Source organism: Streptomyces sp. NPDC058052 (genome assembly GCF_042885515.1).
In the GTDB taxonomy this organism is placed as follows: Bacteria; Actinomycetota; Actinomycetes; order Streptomycetales; family Streptomycetaceae; genus Streptomyces.
In genome coordinates, this window is record NZ_JBHVRX010000001.1 from 195,216 (window position 1) to 211,039 (window position 15,824).

Below are 15,824 nucleotides of genomic sequence, written 5' to 3' on the forward strand. Positions count from 1 at the left end.
ACCAACGTCGGTTCCGTTCTACCGAAGCCCCAACTCCTGGGCCAGCACGGCCGCTTGGACCCGGCTGCGCAGCCCCAGCTTCCCCAGCACCTTGCTGACGTGCGTCTTCACCGTCGTCTCCGCCATGTCCAGGCGGACCGCCACCTCCGCGTTCGACAGACCCGCGCCCAGCGCCGCCAGCACCTCCCGCTCCCGCGGCGTCAGCGGCTCCAGACAGGACGCGTCCCGCCCCGGGGCCGGCCGGGGAGCCGCGCCCGCCGTCGCGAACTCCGCGATCAGCCGCCGGGTCACCGCCGGCGCGATCAGCCCCTCGCCCCTCGCCACCGTCCGCACCGCCTCGATCAGCTCCCGGGCGTCCGCGTTCTTCAGCAGGAAGCCCGACGCCCCCGCGCGCAGCGCCCCGAAGACGTACTCGTCCAGGTCGAAGGTGGTCAGCACGAGCACGTCCGCGAGCCCCTCCGCCACCACCAGCCGGGTCGCCGTCACCCCGTCCATCCGGGGCATCTGCACGTCCATCAGCACCAGGTCCGGCCGCAGCTCCCGGGCCAGCTCCACCGCCCGTTCACCGTCCTCGGCCTCGCCGACCACCTCGATGTCCGGGGCGCTGCCCAGGATCAGCACCAGACCGGCCCGTACCGCGCCCTGGTCCTCGGCCACCACCACCCGCACCGTCATGCCCGCTCCTCCTCGCTCGCTCCCACGGGCAGTTCCGCCCGTACCCGCCACACCTTCGTGCCCCCGTCCACGGCCACCGGACCGGCGTCCAGCGACCCGTCGAGCAGCGCCACCCGCTCCCGCATGCCGACCAGCCCCGCCCCCGAACCCGGCGCGCGCGGCCCGGGCCGCTCCCCGTACGGGCTCGTCACCGTCACCCACAGCGCCCCGTCCTGGTGCGCCAGGACCACCCGCACCTCGCCGGGCGCCGCGTGCTTCAGCGCGTTGGTGAGCGACTCCTGCACGATCCGGTACGCGGCCAGCTCCACCGGCGCCGGCAGCCCGGGGCCGTCCCGGCGGCCGTCGTCCAGGGCGAAGCGCAGCCCGCTTCCGGCACCGTTCGTCCGCGCCTGCTCCACCAGGGCGTCGAGCCCCGCCAGGGTCGCCGTCGCGGCCGGCTCCGTCTCCGCGCCGCTGTCCCGCAGCAGCCCGATCAGCCGCCGCATCTCCGCGAGGCCCGCCACACTGTTCTCGCGGATCACGGTGAGCGCCTGCCGGGTGGTGCCGGGGTCGTCGAGGGAGAGCGCCGCCGTCGAGTGGATCGCGATCGCGGAGAGGTGGTTGGCCACCATGTCGTGCAGCTCCCGCGCCATCCGCGCCCGCTCCGCCACCACCGCCTGCGCCCGGTCGATCTCGGCCAGCAGCGCCGTCTGTTCGGCCCGCAGGCGGGCGGACTCGGCGGCCTCGCGGTGGTTGCGCACGATGGAGCCGGTGACGGCGGGCAGGAACGCGACGATGCCGGTGATCATCCCGACGAGCAGCGCGAACGCGTTCTGCCACCAGACCAGGAAGGCCACCGTGGTGCCGGCCGTGACCAGCGCGGTGGTGTACGGGATGCGGCGGGCCTGCGCGGGGGTGCCGTAGACGACCGCCGCGTAGACGATGTCCGTGAACATCAGCACCGTGGCCAGGTTCCCGTTGGTGAACTGGTCGGCCACGATGGCCAGCGTCCCCGTGACCAGCGCGGTCTGCGGGGCCACCCGGCGCAGCGCCTCCGCCGCGGCCATCACGGTCAGCGGGACGAGCGCCGCCCAGCGCTGGTCGAAGAGCCGGTCGCCCGTGGTGTAGAGCCCGAACGACCACAGGAGCAGTCCGGCGGCCAGCCCGGCGAGGGCGATGAGCAGATCGACGCGGTGCGGACGGGGGAGGGTCACGTCCTCATCCAACACGCCCGGCGGCCCCCGGGCCTCGGCGCCGGGGCCGATCCGCGCCCGTCCGTGCCTCCGCCGAAGGATGTAGTCGCGATTCGTCACCGGCGACGACGATCCGGCGCCGTCCGCACGGGAGGCTGGGAGCACCGAAGGGGGAAGCGAAAGGGGAAGCGTCGTGATCGTCACGCTGATCGTGGTCTGCGAGGTGGGATTCTGGGTCCTGCTGGCCGCCGGGCTCGGCGCCCGTTACGTCCTGCGGATGCCCAGGCTGGGCCTGGCGCTGCTGCTGTGCGAGCCGCTCCTGGAGGTGCTGCTCCTCGTCGTCACCGCGATGGATCTCAAGAACGGTGCCGAACCGAGCTGGCGGCACGGCCTCGCCGCCGTGTACATCGGCTACACCGTCGGACACGGCCACCGCACCGTGAAGTGGCTCGACGGCCACGCCGCCCACCGCTTCGGCGACGCCCCGCCGCCCCCGAAGCCGCCCCGCTACGGCAAGGGCCGGGCCCGGCACGAGGGCGCGATCTGGCTCGGCTCGCTGGTCGCGGGCGCCGTCGCCTCCGTCCTGCTCCTCGCGGCCGTCTGGTACGTGGGCGACGACGGCGACACCTCGGGGCTCAGCGGCTGGATCAACGGCGTCTGGAAGGCCGTCGGCATCCACGGCCTGATCGCCCTCAGCTACGCGCTCTGGCCGCAGAAGGGCCCCGAGCCCACGTCCGGTGACTCCTCAGCGCTCCCCGCCCGGGACCCAGAGCACGTCCCCGACCTCACGGTTCGCCGTCCGGGCAAGGATGAAGAGCAGGTCTGACAGGCGGTTGAGGTACGTGGCCGTGAGCGGGTTCATCGTCTCGCCGTGGACCTCCAGGGCCGCCCAGGTCGACCGCTCGGCCCGCCGGACCACCGTGCACGCCTGGTGCAGCAGCGCCGCACCGGGCGTGCCGCCGGGCAGGATGAAGGAGCGGAGCTTCTCCAGCTCCTCCAGGAAGCGGTCGCAGTCCGCCTCCAGCTTGTCGACGTACGACTGCTCCACCCGCAGCGGCGGGTACTCCGGGTCCTCCACGACGGGGGTGGCGAGGTCGGCGCCCACGTCGAAGAGGTCGTTCTGCACGCGGGTGAGGACCGAGGCGACCTCCTCCTCCAGCCGCCCCAGCGCGAGCGCGGTGCCGATGACGGCGTTGGCCTCGTTGGCGTCCGCGTAGGCCGCGATCCGGAGGTCGGTCTTGGCGGTGCGGCTCATGTCGCCCAGGGCCGTCGTGCCCTGGTCGCCGGTGCGGGTGTAGATGCGCGTCAGATTGACCATGGGGCCAGCCTAGTGAGCCACGGGCCTTCCGCACCGCGCGTGTGCCGACCGTCACGGCGGCGTCGCCGCGCGGGGGCCGCCGCCGTCCGGCCCGGGCCCCGGTCTCGCGCTCCCGGCCCCCGCTCCGGCGTCGCCGGGAACCGCTCCCGGAGCCCGGAGGAGTCCGGGGGGAGTGTCGCGAGTGTGACGTCCGTCAAAGAGAGCGTGACGCGCATTACTTCGCGGTCACATGACGCCCCGCGCCCGCTAATCTCCGCCGGAGAGCCAGAAGTGAACAGGTGTTAAGGGGTGGAATTCGTGGCCGGAAAGCTCGCCGTCATCGGTGCCGGACTCATGGGAGCCGGCATCGCTCAGGTCTCGGCCCAGGCCGGCTGGGACGTCGTCCTGCGGGACGTCACCGACGCCGCCCTGACCCGCGGCACCGACGGCATCAGGTCCTCGTACGAGAAGTTCGTCGCCAAGGGCAAGCTCGGCGCCGCCGAGGCGGAGGCCGCCCTCGGGCGCATCACCGCCACCACCGACCTCGACGCCGTCGCCGACGCCGACATCGTCGTCGAGGCCGTCTTCGAGAAGATCGAGGTCAAGCACGAGATCTTCCGCTCCCTCGACAAGATCGCCAAGGACGGCGCGGTCCTCGCCTCCAACACCTCCGCCATCCCGATCACCAAGATCGCCGCGGTGACGGAGCGCCCCGAGGCCGTCGTCGGCGTCCACTTCTTCTCGCCGGTCCCGATGATGCAGCTGGTGGAGCTCGTCCGCGGCTACAAGACGAGCGACGCCACCCTCGCCGCCGCCCGCTCCTTCGCCGAGTCCGTCGGCAAGACCTGCATCGTCGTCAACCGCGACGTCGCCGGCTTCGTCACCACCCGCCTCATCTCCGCCCTCGTCGTCGAGGCGGCCAAGCTGTACGAGTCGGGCGTCGCCACCGCCGAGGACATCGACCTCGCCTGCCGGCTGGGCTTCGGCCACGCCATGGGCCCCCTCGCCACCACCGACCTCACCGGTGTCGACATCCTCGTCAACGCCACGGGCAACATCTACGCCGAGACCCAGGACGAGAAGTTCGCGCCGCCGGAGCTGATGCGCCGGATGGTGGACGCGGGTGACATCGGCCGCAAGAGCGGGCAGGGCTTCTACACGTACTGATCGCGTTCGGCCACACCACCTCACTCCATGGAGTGAATTCAGGTATCGGTTCGACGACAAGGCGCAACGTATCTGCCGAGGCAGCAGTCAGTTGTTGCGAAGACGGAGCATTTCCCGGGGAGCGACTATGCACATCAGGGGCGACCATGCCGAGCTGGTCGTCGGGGGCCGCCTCGACGTCCGGAGCGCGGCGGACGCCCGTACGGTCCTGCACTCGGCCGTCGACGACGGAGTCGGCGACCTGGTGCTCGACCTGACCGGACTCGACTCCTGGGACGCCACCGGCCTCGGCGTGATCATGGGCGCGCACCGACGGGCCGGCCGCTGCGGCCGCCGGCTCGTCCTGCGCGGGGTGCCGCCGCAGATGCAGCGGCTCCTCGTCGCCACCCGCCTCCACCGCATCCTCGCCATCGAGGGCGGCCTCCCCCTGGAGTCCCTGCCCCGCGTCTGAACCGGCGCTCCGCGTACGCCCTCTCCGGGTGAACCGTCTGTGAAGCCCCTGTGCGAACCAGGCGTCACGCTCAATCCTCACAAGACCGTGACGTCTTGGTCTCCACGGCACCCCGCCTGTTCCCGGGGGTCCCGCGACCGTCTAGGGTTCGGTCGCCCGCACCCGACGACGGACCCACCCGGCGGGCTCCGCACCACCGCTCTTGGGGGCTTTGACCATGGACCCGATACACCGGGGGCCGGACGAGTCCGGTCACGACACAGCGGCCGAGGACGCCCGCCCCGCACAGCCCGCCGTCCTGCCCGAGCGCGCCGCCGCGACGCCCGCCCGCGCCCGCGTCACCCGGATCGTCTCCGGCGAGCTGCTGCTCACCGTCAACCCCGTCGACGGCAGCGAGATCGAGGCATGCCCGCCCGGCGAGGAACCCCCGCCCGCCCGCCGCCGCACCCCCGAGGAACGCGCCGAGGCCGCCCGCGCCGCCGCCGCCGTGCCCGCGCCGCCCGGCCCCGCCGCCCCCGAGCTGCCCCTCCTCGAACGCGAGGAGCAGCGCGCCCGGCTCACCGAGACCCTCACCCGCGGCCGCAGCGCCCGCCTCACCGGCCCCGACGGCTCCGGCCGCACCGCCCTCCTCGACGCCGTCGCCGCCGACTGCGCCTCGCTCGCCCCCGACGGCGTCGTCCGCCTCTCCGGCCACCACCGCACCGCCGGCGAACTCCTCCAGGAGCTCCGCGCCGCCGTGCTGCACGCCCCCGGCCACCGGCCCGACCGCGACGGACTGCGCGCCGACCTCGCCACCGTCGGCGCCGTCGTCATCGTGGACGACCTGGAGTTCGGCGGCGCCGCCCTCGACGAGCTCCTCTCCGCCGCCCCCGAGTGCGCCTTCCTCTTCGCCGCCGCCCCCGGCGTCGCCGCCCCCTCGGCCGAGGCCCCGATCGAGGAGGTCCCCCTCCCCGGCCTCGGCCGCGCCGCCTCCCTCGCCCTCCTGGAGGCCGCCGTCGGCCGCCGCCTCGGCGAGGAGGAGGCCAACTGGGCCGGCGACCTCTGGTTCGAGTCCGAGGGCCTGCCGCTCCGCTTCGTCCAGGCCGGTGCCCTGCTCCGGCAGCGCGACCGGCTGCGCGTCACGCCCGCCGAGTTCGACGCCTTCGGCGCCCTGGAGGAGGCGTTCGGCCCCTCCGGTACGGCACCGGGGACGGGCCCCGCCGACGCCGCCCCCGGCCTCGACCCGTACGAGGACCCCGACGTCGAGCTCCACGAGGTGCCGCTGCCCAGCCTCGGCGAGGGCGCCGCCCCCGCCGCGCTGCTCGCCTCCCGGCTCAGCCGCTCCGCCCAGACCACCCTCCGCTTCGCCGTCGCCCTCGGCGGCGAGGTCCCGCACCACGCCCACCTCCCGGCGCTCGTCGGCGACACCCACGCCGACGCCGCCCTCGGCGAGCTCCGCGCCTGCGGCCTCCTCACCCCCGTCGGCGCCCGGCACCGGCTCGCCGGCGGCGTCCTCACCCAGCTCCTCGCCCACGGCTACGGCCACGACGCCGCCGACCGCGTCCACGCCGCCGCCCAGCACTACGCCTGGTGGGCCGGACACCCCTCGGTCGGGCCCGAGCGGGCCGCCGCCGAGTCCGACGCCCTGCTCGCCGCCCTCGGCGCCCTCGTCGGCGGCGACACCGGTGCCACGGCCGGCGGCCCGCCGCACGGCCCGGCCGGCGACACCGGCGGCGAGCCCGGGGTCGACCCCCGCGCCACCGCCGTCGCCCTCGCCCGGGCCGCCGCGCCCGCCTTCGCCGCCGGCCTCCACTGGGGCGCCTGGGAGCGTGCCCTGCGCTCCGGCCAGGAGGCCGCCCGGCTCGCCGGGGACGTCGCCGAGGAGGCGTACTTCCACCACGAACTCGGCGTCCTCGCCGTCTGCGCCGGCAACCTCGGCCGGGCCCGCGCCGAACTGGAGGCGTCCATCGGACTGCGCGGCGTCCTCGCCGACAAGCGCGGCACCGTCGCCGGCCGCCGGGCCCTCGCCCTCGTCGCCGACCTCGCCCGCGGACAGGAGCCCCCGGCGGCCCCCCTGCCGTCCCGCACCGACTCCCCGCCCCGCGGCCTGCCGGTGGCCCGCGCCGCCGCCCACCCGGCCCCCGCCGAGCCGCCGACCGAGCTGCTGCCGCCGGTCCCCGCCGCCGCGCCGCCCGCCTTCCCGGCCTTCCCGGACTTCGCGGAGCAGGGCCCCACGGTCGTCTCGCGGGCCGCCGCACCGGCGGACGGACCGCGCAGGAGCCTCAAGGCGGGCATCCTCGACGGCACCCGCCGCAACCTCGCGGCCGTCGGCGCCGGAGCCCTCCTCGTCGCCGTCCTCGGCACCGTCGTCACCCTCGGCGCCACCTCCGGCACCGACGACACCCCCACCTCCGGCACCGTCACCACCGACAGCACCGCCGGCCAGGACGGCGCCGGCGAGGCCCCGGACACCGACGACGGCGCCCCCGCGGAGGGCGACACCGGCGACGACCCGGCCGAGACCGGCACGCCCACCACCTCCGGCTCGCCCGGCGCCACCACCCCCGGCACGACGCCCTCGGCGACCGGTACGGACCCGGCGGCGACCGGCTCCCCGTCGGCCACCGGCTCCGGCGAGCCGGACCCGACGGCGACGAGCGCCCCGGGGACGGAGACGGACCCGGCGGGCACGCCGCCGGCGACGACCGCGCCGGGACGGCCGACGACCACCAGGCCGCCGTCCTCGCCCACGGTGACGACCACGCCGCCCTCGCCGACCAAGCCGACGGCGACGACGCCGACGACCCCTCCGACGACCCCGCCCACCACGCCGCCGACGACCCCGACGACCGAGCCGCCGACGACCGAGCCGTCCACGGAGGAGCAGGCCCCGAGCAACTCGGCCTCGGCCACCCTCGACGGCGCCCCCACCGCCTCCGGCACCCCCACGATCAGCTGAGACCACGGAAAGGGGGACGGCCCCGGGCGCGCGTCGCGCCCGGGGCCGTCCCCCTCGTCGTACCGTCCGGCTAGAACAGCCGCAGCTTGTCGTCCTCGATGCCGCGCAGGGCGTCGTAGTCCAGCACCACGCAGCCGATCCCGCGGTCCGTCGCGAGCACCCGCGCCTGCGGCTTGATCTCCTGCGCCGCGAAGATGCCCTTCACCGGGGCGAGGTGCGGGTCGCGGTTGAGCAGCTCCAGGTAGCGGGTCAGCTGCTCGACGCCGTCGATCTCGCCGCGCCGCTTGATCTCGACCGCCACCGTCGCGCCGTCCGCGTCCCGGCAGAGGATGTCGACCGGGCCGATGGCCGTCGGGTACTCGCGGCGGACCAGGGTCCAGCCCTCGCCCAGCGTCTCGATGCGGTCGGCGAGCAGCTCCTGGAGGTGGGCCTCGACGCCGTCCTTGATCAGACCCGGGTCCACACCCAGTTCGTGGGACGAGTCGTGGAGGATCTCCTCCATCGTGATGATCAGTTTCTCGCCCGCTTTGTTGATCACGGTCCAGACGCCGGCCTCACCGTCGGCGCCTTCCTTCAGGGTGCACGGCGGCGACATCCAGTTGAGCGGTTTGTACGCCCGGTCGTCCGCGTGGATCGAGACGCTGCCGTCTGCCTTGATCAGGATCAGACGGGGCGCGGAGGGCAGATGGGCCGTGAGCCGGCCCGCGTAGTCCACGGAGCAACGGGCAATGACGAGACGCATGGTCGCCAACGCTACAAGAGGAGCGCCCTTCTACGCGATTCGGGCATCGGCATGAGCCGAACACCCGTCGGTTATCGGCCTGTTGTGTGCCCATTCTCCTGGTGCGGGCAGCACCGCGCGCTTACCGTGGAAGCTGGAGGTCGTCGTCCGTGCACGCTGCGTGGCGTACGTCGGCCCTCGTCCCTGCCCGCACAGACCCCGTCCGCGGGGTCGCGAGAGGAGAACCCATGTCGCTCGACGTCTCACCGGCACTGTTGGAACAGGCCGAGCGAGGCGAGGTCGACGAAGCCGCCTTCGTCGACTGCGTCCGGACCTCCCTGCCCTTCGCGTGGGAGATGATCAGTTCTCTGGTGGCCCAGCTGGAGGTGGAAGGCGGAGAGTTCGCCGACAACCAGACGCCCCCGCCGAACGAGCAGGCACGCGGTCAGCTGCTGCGCGCACTGGCGAGCGACGCGATCCGCGGTGCGCTCCAGCGCCACTTCGGGGTGCGTCTCGCCTTCCAGAACTGCCACCGCGTGGCGGTCTTCCCGCTGGACCCGGCGGTGGACGAGCGGCTCGCCCGCTTCACCTCGATACGGGGCCAGCTGCTCAACCAGTCTCCGGAACTCCGCGACTGCTGAGCCCGGCCGTCGCCACCGGGATCCGCCGGGACCCGAACGCCGCCGCTCCGCGTCGCGGGAGCCGCGATCGGTGCGTGTCGACGCGCACCGCCACGCGGGGACGCGGGTGCGGCGGCGTGTCCCGTCGCTCAGCCCAGCCGGGGGAGGACCTCGGCGCCGAGCCGCCGCAGGTTCTCCTCGGTGCCGGCGAGATCGCCGGAGCCCTCGGCGAGCAGGGCGAAGCGGGTGATGCCGGTGCGCTCGGCGGTCGCCGCCAGCCGGTCGGCCGCCAGCGACGGGGTGCCGACCGGATGGAGCGCACAGAGCAGTTCGGTGTAGGCCACCGGGTCCCGCATCGCCCGGTGCCGGCCGTCCACCGTCACATGCGCGTCGAGGCCCTGTCTCAGCCAGCCCGGCATCGCCTTCACCAGGGTCTCCGCCGCCTCCTGCGTGCGGTCCGCGAGCTGCACCACGCCCGCGGAGACGTGCCCGGCGCCGATCCGCGCGATCTCGCCGGGATCCCGCCCGGCCTCCCGCGCCCAGCGGGCCCAGGCCGTGACCATCTCCGCCTTGTCCTCGTCGCCGCAGTGCATGCCGAGGAGCATCGGCAGCCCGCGCTCGGCCGCCAGCCGCACGCTCTTCTGCGAGGTGCAGGCGACGACCACCTCCGGCGACGGCTCGCCGCCGATCAGCTCGCCGGCCCGCGGCACCACCGCCACCTCACGGAAGGAGAACCGTTCTCCCTCCGCGCCCACACGGGCCTCGGTCAGCCAGCGCAGCAACAGGTCCAGCGCCTCGGGGAAGCCGCGCTCGTACGCCTCCAGACCCGCGCCGAACACCTCCAGGTCCACCCAGGGCCCGCCGCGGCCCACCCCGAGGGTGAATCTGCCGCCGGAGGCCACATGCAGCAGCGCCGCCTGCTCGCCGAGGGCGACCGGGTGGACGCTCGGCAGCACGCTCACCGCCGTCCCCACCCGCAGCCGCCGGGTGCGCCCCAGCAGCAGCGCCGCCAGCGTCACCGCCGACGGACACACCCCGTACGGCACGAAGTGGTGCTCGGCCAGCCAGACCGAGTCCAGGCCCGCCTCCTCGGCCACCTCGGCGGTCCGCACCGCACGGTGCAGCGCCTCTCCCTGCCCCTGGCCCGGAAACTGAGCCGCCAGTACGAACGTTCCTACGCGCATCGCCTTCTGCCTCCTCGCGGCCGACGCGTTCATCCCCCTCGTACGGCAACAACGCCTGACACGTGCCAAAGGCAACGGCCGAACATGAAGTTCTTGCGATTTTCGGCCCGGGCGCCGGGATCGGGGCCCCGGCCACCGTGTCGCGGCCCGTACGCTGGAAGGAACGGTCCGTGTTCCCCGACCCCGTGAGGTGTGCTGTGTCCCCGCGTCACCACCGCTCCCGCCGCGGCGCCAAGCCCGAGGCGCAGGACGACCGCGACGACCGGTACGGCGGCTCGCAGCGCACCGAGAGCTGGCAGGGCGAGGAATGGTACGTACGCCTCGTCGCCGGCGCCAGCTCGCCGGGCAAGCGCTACCGCTGCCCCGGCTGCGACCAGGAGATCCCGGCCGGCGCCCCGCACGTCGTCGCCTGGCCCGAGTTCGGCGGCGTCGACGACCGCCGCCACTGGCACAAGGCGTGCTGGAACGCGAAGGACCGCCGCACCTCCCGGGTGCAGCGGTCCCGCAACGCGCCGAAGTACTAGACCGGCCGGCTCACACGTCCCGGCTGCTCAGCAGCGCGTACGCGCCCGCCAGCACCGCCGCCGTGATGCCCGTCAGGATGAACAGCGCCTCCCAGCCCGCCGGACCGCTCTCGCTGAACGGCGGCTGCGCGCTGTACAGCGCGATCATCTGCGAGGGCACCGAGTAGGTGAACAGCGCCTCCTGGATCCCCTTCAGCGCCGGCGCGAACATGAACAGGGCCGCCACCAGCGGCAGCAGCAGCACGCCGATCATCAGCGTGATCGCCCCGGCCGAGTGGCGCACCAGCGCCCCGACCGCCATCGACAGCAGGCCCAGCACCGCCAGGAACCCGGCCGCGCCGACCGTCGCCCGCGCCCACTCCGCGCCCGTCGGCTCCGCCGCCTCGACCATCGCCACCTGCGCCGTCGCCACCACGAACGCGACCACCAGGGTCACCGTGAAGACCAGCAGGAAGAAGACGATCGCCTTCGCCGTCAGCACCCGGGCCCGGCTCGGGCACGCCGTCAGCGTGGTCCGGATCATCCCGGTGCCGTACTCGGACGAGATGGTCAGCACGCCCAGCGTGATCACGCAGATCGAGGCCGGCAGCATCCCGAAGAAGCCCAGCGGCAGCGCCGACTCGTCGCCCATGTTCCCGCCCTCGCCGGCGGCGACCGCGGCCACGCCCAGGCCGATGAGGAGCATCAGCAGGACCATGGTGCCCAGCGTCCACATCGTCGACCGCACCGAGCGGATCTTCGTCCACTCCGAGGCCAGCGCGTCCCCCAGATGCGCCCGGCGGACCGGGATGGGGGAGACGTAGCCGTACGGCGGGGCAGGCGTCGGGGTCGGCGTCGGGGCGGTCATCGGGCGTCCTCGGTGGTGTCGCTCGGCTTCTGGAGGCTCGGCTGCGGAGTGCTCTGCGGAGGCGCGGCAGGGGCCGCGGGGGGCTGCGGGGCGGCGTACGGGTTCTGGCCGGGCGGCGGCGGGGCGTACCAGCCCTGCTGCGGCACGTCCGCCGGGACCGGTGGCTGCGGCGGCATCCCGTACCCCGGCTGACCGGGCTGCGCCGGGGCCTGGAGGTGGGCCAGCTTGTCGTCGGAGGAGCGGTAGTCCACCGCGCCCTGCGTCAGCCGCATGTACGCCTCCTCCAGCGACGCCTGGTGCGGGGACAGCTCCCAGAGCCGTACGTCCGACTCGTGCGCCAGGTCGCTGATCCTCGGCAGCGGCAGCCCGGTGACGCGCAGCGCCCCGTCCGGCTCGGAGAGGACCTGGCCGCCGGCCTCGGCGAGCACGCCGGACAGCTTGTCCCGCAGCCCGGGGTCGCCCGCGGGGGTGCGGACCCGCGCGAAGTCCGCCGAGTTCGCCGAGATGAACTGCTTCACCGGCATGTCGGCGAGCAGCTGGCCCCGGCCGATGACGATCAGGTGGTCCGCCGTCAGCGCCATCTCGCTCATGAGGTGGCTGGAGACGAAGACCGTGCGGCCCTCGGCGGCCAGCTTCTTCATCAGGTTCCGGACCCAGAGGATGCCCTCCGGGTCCAGGCCGTTGACCGGCTCGTCGAAGAGCAGCACCTGCGGGTCGCCGAGCAGCGCCGCCGCGATGCCGAGCCGCTGCCCCATGCCGAGCGAGAAGCCCTTGGAACGGCGCTTCGCCACGTCCTGGAGGCCCACCACGCCCAGCACCTCGTCCACCCGGCGGGCCGGGATGCCGGCCAGCTGGGCGAGCGACAGGAGGTGGCTGCGGGCGCTGCGGCCGCCGTGCACCGCCTTGGCGTCGAGGAGCGCGCCGACCTGCCGGGGCGCGTTCGGCAGCTGCCGGAACGGGTGGCCGCCGATCGTCACCTGGCCGGCCGTGGGCCGGTCCAGGCCCAGGATCATGCGCATGGTGGTCGACTTGCCGGAGCCGTTCGGTCCCAGGAAGCCGGTGACGACACCCGGCCTCACCTGGAAGGAAAGGTTGTACACGGCCGTCTTGGCGCCGTAGCGCTTGGTCAGGCCGACTGCCTCGATCATTCTCCAGCCCCATCGACAGCTCGGTGGTGTGCGATCGGGGCATGACGGCGCGCGGCCGGAAGGCCCCCGTACGAGTCAGGAGCTTATCCAGCCGTTGACGGTTCCCGCTCGGGTGAAGCGAGACCGAAGCGAAACCTCCGGGAGAAATCCGGGACGCCCCGGACCCCGCTTCGGGGGTTCCGGGGCGTCCGGGGACCGTACGGGCGGCGGCTCAGGCGTCCCGCCGCTTCAGCACCAGATAGCCGCCGAGCAGCGAGGCAGCCACCCAGACGAGCATGATCCCGAGCCCGCCCCAGGGCCCGTAGGGCGCCTTCTCCGTGCCGAGCGCGTCCGGCACCACCTGCATGATCTTGGAGCCGGCCTGGTCGGGGAAGTACTTGGCCACCTCCTTCGCCTTCGGCACCGCCGACAGGATCTGGGAGATCAGGAAGAAGAACGGCACCAGGATGCCGAGCGACAGCATCGAGGAGCGGAGCATCGTCGCCACGCCCATCGAGAAGATCGCGATCAGCCCCATGTAGATCCCGCCGCCGACCACCGCGCGCAGCACGTTGTCCGCGCCGATCGTCGTCCGGTGCTCGCCGAGCAGCGCCTGCCCGAGGAAGAACGACAGGAAGCTCGTCACCAGGCCGACCACGAGGGCGAGCACCCCGGCCACCATGACCTTGGAGAAGAGGAAGGTGGCCCGCTGGGGGACGGCGGCGAGCGAGGTGCGGATCATGCCCGAGGAGTACTCGGTCCCCACCACCAGCACGCCGAAGACCACCATCGCCAGCTGCCCCAGCACCATCCCGGAGAAGCTGACGAAGGTCGGGTCGAAGGTCGCCCGCTCCAGGTCGGACAGGTCGTCGAAGCTCGCCTTCAGGACCGCCGAGAGCGCCGCGCCCATCGCCACCGTGACGATCAGCGCGCTCGCCAGGGTCCAGACCGTCGACGAGACCGTCCGGATCTTGGTCCACTCGGACTGGAGGACCGCCGGTACCGCTGCCATCTGTCAGATCCCCTCGGTGGTCGAGCCGGAGCCCGGGGCGGGACCCCAGCCGGAGTTCGCGCCCCACGCGGGGCCGGGGGCCCGCGGCCCGCCGCCGTGCACGTCGGTGCCGTGCGCGTGGTACTCCACCGCGCTCGCCGTCATCTGCATGAACGCCTCCTCCAGGGAGGCGCGCTGGGCGCTCAGCTCGTGCAGCGTCAGCTGGTGCTCCGCCGCCAGCTCGCCCAGCTTCTCGGTGGTGGCCCCATCGACCTCCAGGGTCCCGTTGCCCGCCTCGACCACCACGAATCCGTTGGCCTGGAGCACGTCCCGCAGCCGTTCCTGCTGCGGAGAGCGCAGCCGGACGAAACTCCGTGAATTCTGCTGGATGAAATCCGCCATCGACGTGTCGGCCAGCAGCTTTCCCTGCCCGATCACGATCAGATGATCTGCCGTCAGCGCCATTTCACTCATGAGATGGCTGGAGACGAAGATCGTCCTGCCTTCCGCCGCCAGGGACTTCATCAGATTGCGGATCCAGTGAATTCCCTCGGGGTCCAGACCATTGACGGGTTCGTCGAACATCAGGATCTCGGGATCGCCGAGCAGCGCCGACGCGATGCCGAGCCGCTGCCCCATCCCGAGGGAGAAACCCTTCGACTTCTTCCGCGCCACCGCCGTCAGACCCACCAGGTCCAGCACCTCGGAGACCCGGCGCTCCGGGATCCGGTTCGACTGCGCGAGACACAGCAGGTTGTTGTAGGCCGACCGGCCCCCGTGCATCGCCTTGGCGTCGAGGAGCGCCCCGATGTACTTCAGCGGCTCGTCCAGCTCGCGGTAGTGCCGGCCGTCGATCCGCACCGTCCCGCTCGTCGGGTTGTCCAGATCGAGCATCATCCGCATCGTGGTCGACTTCCCCGCCCCGTTGGGCCCCAGGAAGCCGGTGATCATGCCCGGCCGGACCTGGAAGGAGAGATGATCGACCGCCGTCTTCGACCCGTACCGTTTCGTCAGTCCGTCAAGCTCGATCATGCGTACCAAGCTAAGGGCGTGCGAAACCCCCCGCCACCGGAGTGACGGGGGGCTGGGAACACGCGCTACCGGCTCCGCCGGGGCTTACCGGGTCTGCTGGGCCGGGACGCCCGCCGAGCGCTCCTCGTCCAGCGGGGAGCCGGCCGCGGCGACCGCGGCACCGGTCAGCGTGGCCAGCATCTCGCGGACGTTGGTCAGCTGGGCGTTGATGGAGTCGCGGCGGTTCGTCAGGGCGGCGAGCTCGCGCTCCGATTCCGAGCGGATCCGGTCGGCCTTGGCGTTCGCGTCGGCCACGATGTCCTCGGCCTGGCGCTGCGCGGTCTCCACCGTCTGGCGGGCCCGGCGCTCGGCGTCCGTACGGAGCTTCTCGGCCTCCAGGCGGAGCTGCTCGGCGCGGTGCTCGATCTCGGCGAGGCGCTTCTCGGCCTTGGCCTGACGGGAGGCCAGGTCGCGCTCGGACTGCTCGCGGCGCTTGGCCAGGTTGGTCTCGAAGTCCGCGGCGGCCTGGGCGGCCTTGGCGCGGGTCTCCTCGAAGAGGGCGTCCGCCTCCTCGCGCTTCGACTGCGCGTCCTTCTGCGCCTCGGCACGCAGCGAGTTCGCCTCGCCCTGCGCCTTCTCGACGATCCGGACGCCCTCGTCCTCGGCCTTCGCCTTGCGCTCCGCCGCGAACGACTCCGCGTCGTTCCGCACCTGCTGGGCGGCCGACTCGGCCAGCTCGCGGTGCTGCTCGGCGGCGCGACGGGCCTCCTCGCGCAGGTCCTTCGCCTCCTCCTCGGCGAGACGGAGGATCTTCTCGACGCGCGCGCCGAGACCGGCGTACGACGGCTCCGCGTCGCTCACCTGCGCCTGGGCGTTCTGCGTCTCGAGGTGGAGTTCCTCGATGCGCTTCTCCAGGGAGGTGATCCGGGCCAGAGCACTGTCACGGTCGGCGACGAGCTTGGTAATGCGGTCGTCCACCTGACCGCGGTCGTAACCACGCCGCACGAGCTCGAAGCCGAAGGGGGAGGAAGTGTCGCTCATGGGGTTCCTGTCGAATGAGACCGGTGAGGTGTTAGAGGGAATCCTAGGGGCCGAAGCG

Annotated in this window: 16 protein-coding genes; 6 read left to right on the forward strand and 10 right to left on the reverse strand. The window is 73.4% G+C overall.

The genetic code is table 11. The features are described 5' to 3' along the window. Positions 1-18 precede the first annotated feature (18 nt). Both ACFVU3_RS01070 and ACFVU3_RS01075 read right to left on the reverse strand, forming a co-directional pair. Positions 19-675, reverse strand: coding sequence for a response regulator (locus ACFVU3_RS01070; protein ID WP_390062544.1), 657 nt, complete (start codon positions 673-675; stop codon positions 19-21). Further along, positions 672-1,868, reverse strand: coding sequence for a sensor histidine kinase (locus ACFVU3_RS01075; protein WP_390062546.1), 1,197 nt, complete (start codon positions 1,866-1,868; stop codon positions 672-674). Before ACFVU3_RS01075 ends, ACFVU3_RS01070 begins: the two co-directional genes overlap by 4 nt. 172 nt (positions 1,869-2,040) lie before the next feature. On the opposite strand from ACFVU3_RS01075, the gene ACFVU3_RS01080 reads away from it, so the two are divergent. Further along, complete coding sequence (locus ACFVU3_RS01080) at positions 2,041-2,673, forward strand: hypothetical protein (RefSeq protein WP_390062548.1); 633 nt, start codon at positions 2,041-2,043, stop codon at positions 2,671-2,673. On the opposite strand, the gene ACFVU3_RS01085 is transcribed toward ACFVU3_RS01080, so the two are convergent. Continuing rightward, positions 2,593-3,165 carry a cob(I)yrinic acid a,c-diamide adenosyltransferase gene (locus tag ACFVU3_RS01085; protein WP_390062550.1) on the reverse strand — a complete coding sequence of 191 codons (573 nt, stop codon included), beginning with the start codon at positions 3,163-3,165 and terminating at the stop codon, positions 2,593-2,595. The genes ACFVU3_RS01080 and ACFVU3_RS01085 overlap by 81 nt on opposite strands. Positions 3,166-3,462: 297 nt before the next feature. Here ACFVU3_RS01085 and ACFVU3_RS01090 point away from each other — a divergent pair, with 297 nt between their 5' ends. The 3 genes from ACFVU3_RS01090 (at position 3,463) to ACFVU3_RS01100 (ending at position 7,700) form a co-directional block, all read left to right on the forward strand. Then, entirely contained in the window at positions 3,463-4,311 is an 849-nt protein-coding gene (locus ACFVU3_RS01090; protein WP_390062552.1) for a 3-hydroxyacyl-CoA dehydrogenase family protein, read from the forward strand. Positions 4,312-4,438: 127 nt separating this feature from the next. Further along, the gene (locus tag ACFVU3_RS01095) at positions 4,439-4,762 is read left to right on the forward strand and encodes an STAS domain-containing protein (protein ID WP_390062554.1); all 324 of its coding nucleotides are present in this window, start codon (positions 4,439-4,441) and stop codon (positions 4,760-4,762) included. Between the two features lie 217 nt (positions 4,763-4,979). Next, complete coding sequence (locus ACFVU3_RS01100; protein ID WP_390062556.1) at positions 4,980-7,700, forward strand: ATP-binding protein; 2,721 nt, start codon at positions 4,980-4,982, stop codon at positions 7,698-7,700. Positions 7,701-7,770: 70 nt separating this feature from the next. Here the strand turns inward: ACFVU3_RS01100 and nucS are convergent, their stop codons facing one another. Continuing rightward, complete coding sequence (gene nucS, locus ACFVU3_RS01105; protein ID WP_362106134.1) at positions 7,771-8,442, reverse strand: endonuclease NucS; 672 nt, start codon at positions 8,440-8,442, stop codon at positions 7,771-7,773. 227 nt (positions 8,443-8,669) lie between these two features. Here nucS and ACFVU3_RS01110 point away from each other — a divergent pair, with 227 nt between their 5' ends. Then, the gene (locus ACFVU3_RS01110) at positions 8,670-9,062 is read left to right on the forward strand and encodes an SCO5389 family protein (protein ID WP_031006219.1); all 393 of its coding nucleotides are present in this window, start codon (positions 8,670-8,672) and stop codon (positions 9,060-9,062) included. Positions 9,063-9,190: 128 nt separating this feature from the next. On the opposite strand, the gene ACFVU3_RS01115 is transcribed toward ACFVU3_RS01110, so the two are convergent. Then, the gene (locus ACFVU3_RS01115; RefSeq protein ID WP_390062558.1) at positions 9,191-10,225 is read right to left on the reverse strand and encodes an LLM class flavin-dependent oxidoreductase; all 1,035 of its coding nucleotides are present in this window, start codon (positions 10,223-10,225) and stop codon (positions 9,191-9,193) included. Between the two features lie 197 nt (positions 10,226-10,422). Between ACFVU3_RS01115 and ACFVU3_RS01120 the strand changes: the two genes are divergently transcribed. Further along, on the forward strand, positions 10,423-10,749 hold the full coding sequence (locus tag ACFVU3_RS01120) for an ATP/GTP-binding protein (RefSeq protein ID WP_390062560.1): 327 nt from the start codon (positions 10,423-10,425) through the stop codon (positions 10,747-10,749). A 10-nt stretch (positions 10,750-10,759) separates the two neighbouring features. Here the strand turns inward: ACFVU3_RS01120 and ACFVU3_RS01125 are convergent, their stop codons facing one another. From ACFVU3_RS01125 to ACFVU3_RS01145, 5 genes are all read right to left on the reverse strand, one after another. Beyond that, positions 10,760-11,596 (reverse strand): ABC transporter permease, encoded by an 837-nt coding sequence (locus ACFVU3_RS01125; RefSeq protein ID WP_390062562.1) that lies wholly within the window; start codon positions 11,594-11,596, stop codon positions 10,760-10,762. Continuing rightward, a complete protein-coding gene (locus ACFVU3_RS01130) occupies positions 11,593-12,744 on the reverse strand; it encodes an ATP-binding cassette domain-containing protein (RefSeq protein WP_390062564.1) in 1,152 nt (383 codons plus the stop codon). Before ACFVU3_RS01130 ends, ACFVU3_RS01125 begins: the two co-directional genes overlap by 4 nt. Positions 12,745-12,955: 211 nt before the next feature. After that, entirely contained in the window at positions 12,956-13,735 is a 780-nt protein-coding gene (locus ACFVU3_RS01135) for an ABC transporter permease (RefSeq protein ID WP_390062566.1), read from the reverse strand. Positions 13,736-13,738: 3 nt separating this feature from the next. Beyond that, positions 13,739-14,746, reverse strand: a complete 1,008-nt coding sequence (locus ACFVU3_RS01140; protein ID WP_390062568.1) for an ABC transporter ATP-binding protein — start codon at positions 14,744-14,746, stop codon at positions 13,739-13,741. Between the two features lie 84 nt (positions 14,747-14,830). Continuing rightward, positions 14,831-15,766 carry a cellulose-binding protein gene (locus ACFVU3_RS01145; protein ID WP_030492585.1) on the reverse strand — a complete coding sequence of 312 codons (936 nt, stop codon included), beginning with the start codon at positions 15,764-15,766 and terminating at the stop codon, positions 14,831-14,833. Between the last annotated feature and the right edge of the window lie 58 nt (positions 15,767-15,824).

What these genes read in the sequence shown, in the direction of transcription:
- ACFVU3_RS01145 (WP_030492585.1), bottom strand. Translation starts at nt 15,766, where the DNA reads ATGAGCGACACTTCCTCCCCCTTCGGCTTCGAGCTCGTGCGGCGTGGT.
- ACFVU3_RS01135 (WP_390062566.1), bottom strand. Translation starts at nt 13,735, where the DNA reads ATGGCAGCGGTACCGGCGGTCCTCCAGTCCGAGTGGACCAAGATCCGG.
- ACFVU3_RS01125 (WP_390062562.1), bottom strand. Translation starts at nt 11,596, where the DNA reads ATGACCGCCCCGACGCCGACCCCGACGCCTGCCCCGCCGTACGGCTAC.
- ACFVU3_RS01095 (WP_390062554.1), top strand. Translation starts at nt 4,439, where the DNA reads ATGCACATCAGGGGCGACCATGCCGAGCTGGTCGTCGGGGGCCGCCTC.
- ACFVU3_RS01085 (WP_390062550.1), bottom strand. Translation starts at nt 3,165, where the DNA reads ATGGTCAATCTGACGCGCATCTACACCCGCACCGGCGACCAGGGCACG.
- ACFVU3_RS01140 (WP_390062568.1), bottom strand. Translation starts at nt 14,746, where the DNA reads ATGATCGAGCTTGACGGACTGACGAAACGGTACGGGTCGAAGACGGCG.
- ACFVU3_RS01110 (WP_031006219.1), top strand. Translation starts at nt 8,670, where the DNA reads ATGTCGCTCGACGTCTCACCGGCACTGTTGGAACAGGCCGAGCGAGGC.
- ACFVU3_RS01070 (WP_390062544.1), bottom strand. Translation starts at nt 675, where the DNA reads ATGACGGTGCGGGTGGTGGTGGCCGAGGACCAGGGCGCGGTACGGGCC.
- nucS (WP_362106134.1), bottom strand. Translation starts at nt 8,442, where the DNA reads ATGCGTCTCGTCATTGCCCGTTGCTCCGTGGACTACGCGGGCCGGCTC.
- ACFVU3_RS01100 (WP_390062556.1), top strand. Translation starts at nt 4,980, where the DNA reads ATGGACCCGATACACCGGGGGCCGGACGAGTCCGGTCACGACACAGCG.
- ACFVU3_RS01115 (WP_390062558.1), bottom strand. Translation starts at nt 10,225, where the DNA reads ATGCGCGTAGGAACGTTCGTACTGGCGGCTCAGTTTCCGGGCCAGGGG.
- ACFVU3_RS01130 (WP_390062564.1), bottom strand. Translation starts at nt 12,744, where the DNA reads ATGATCGAGGCAGTCGGCCTGACCAAGCGCTACGGCGCCAAGACGGCC.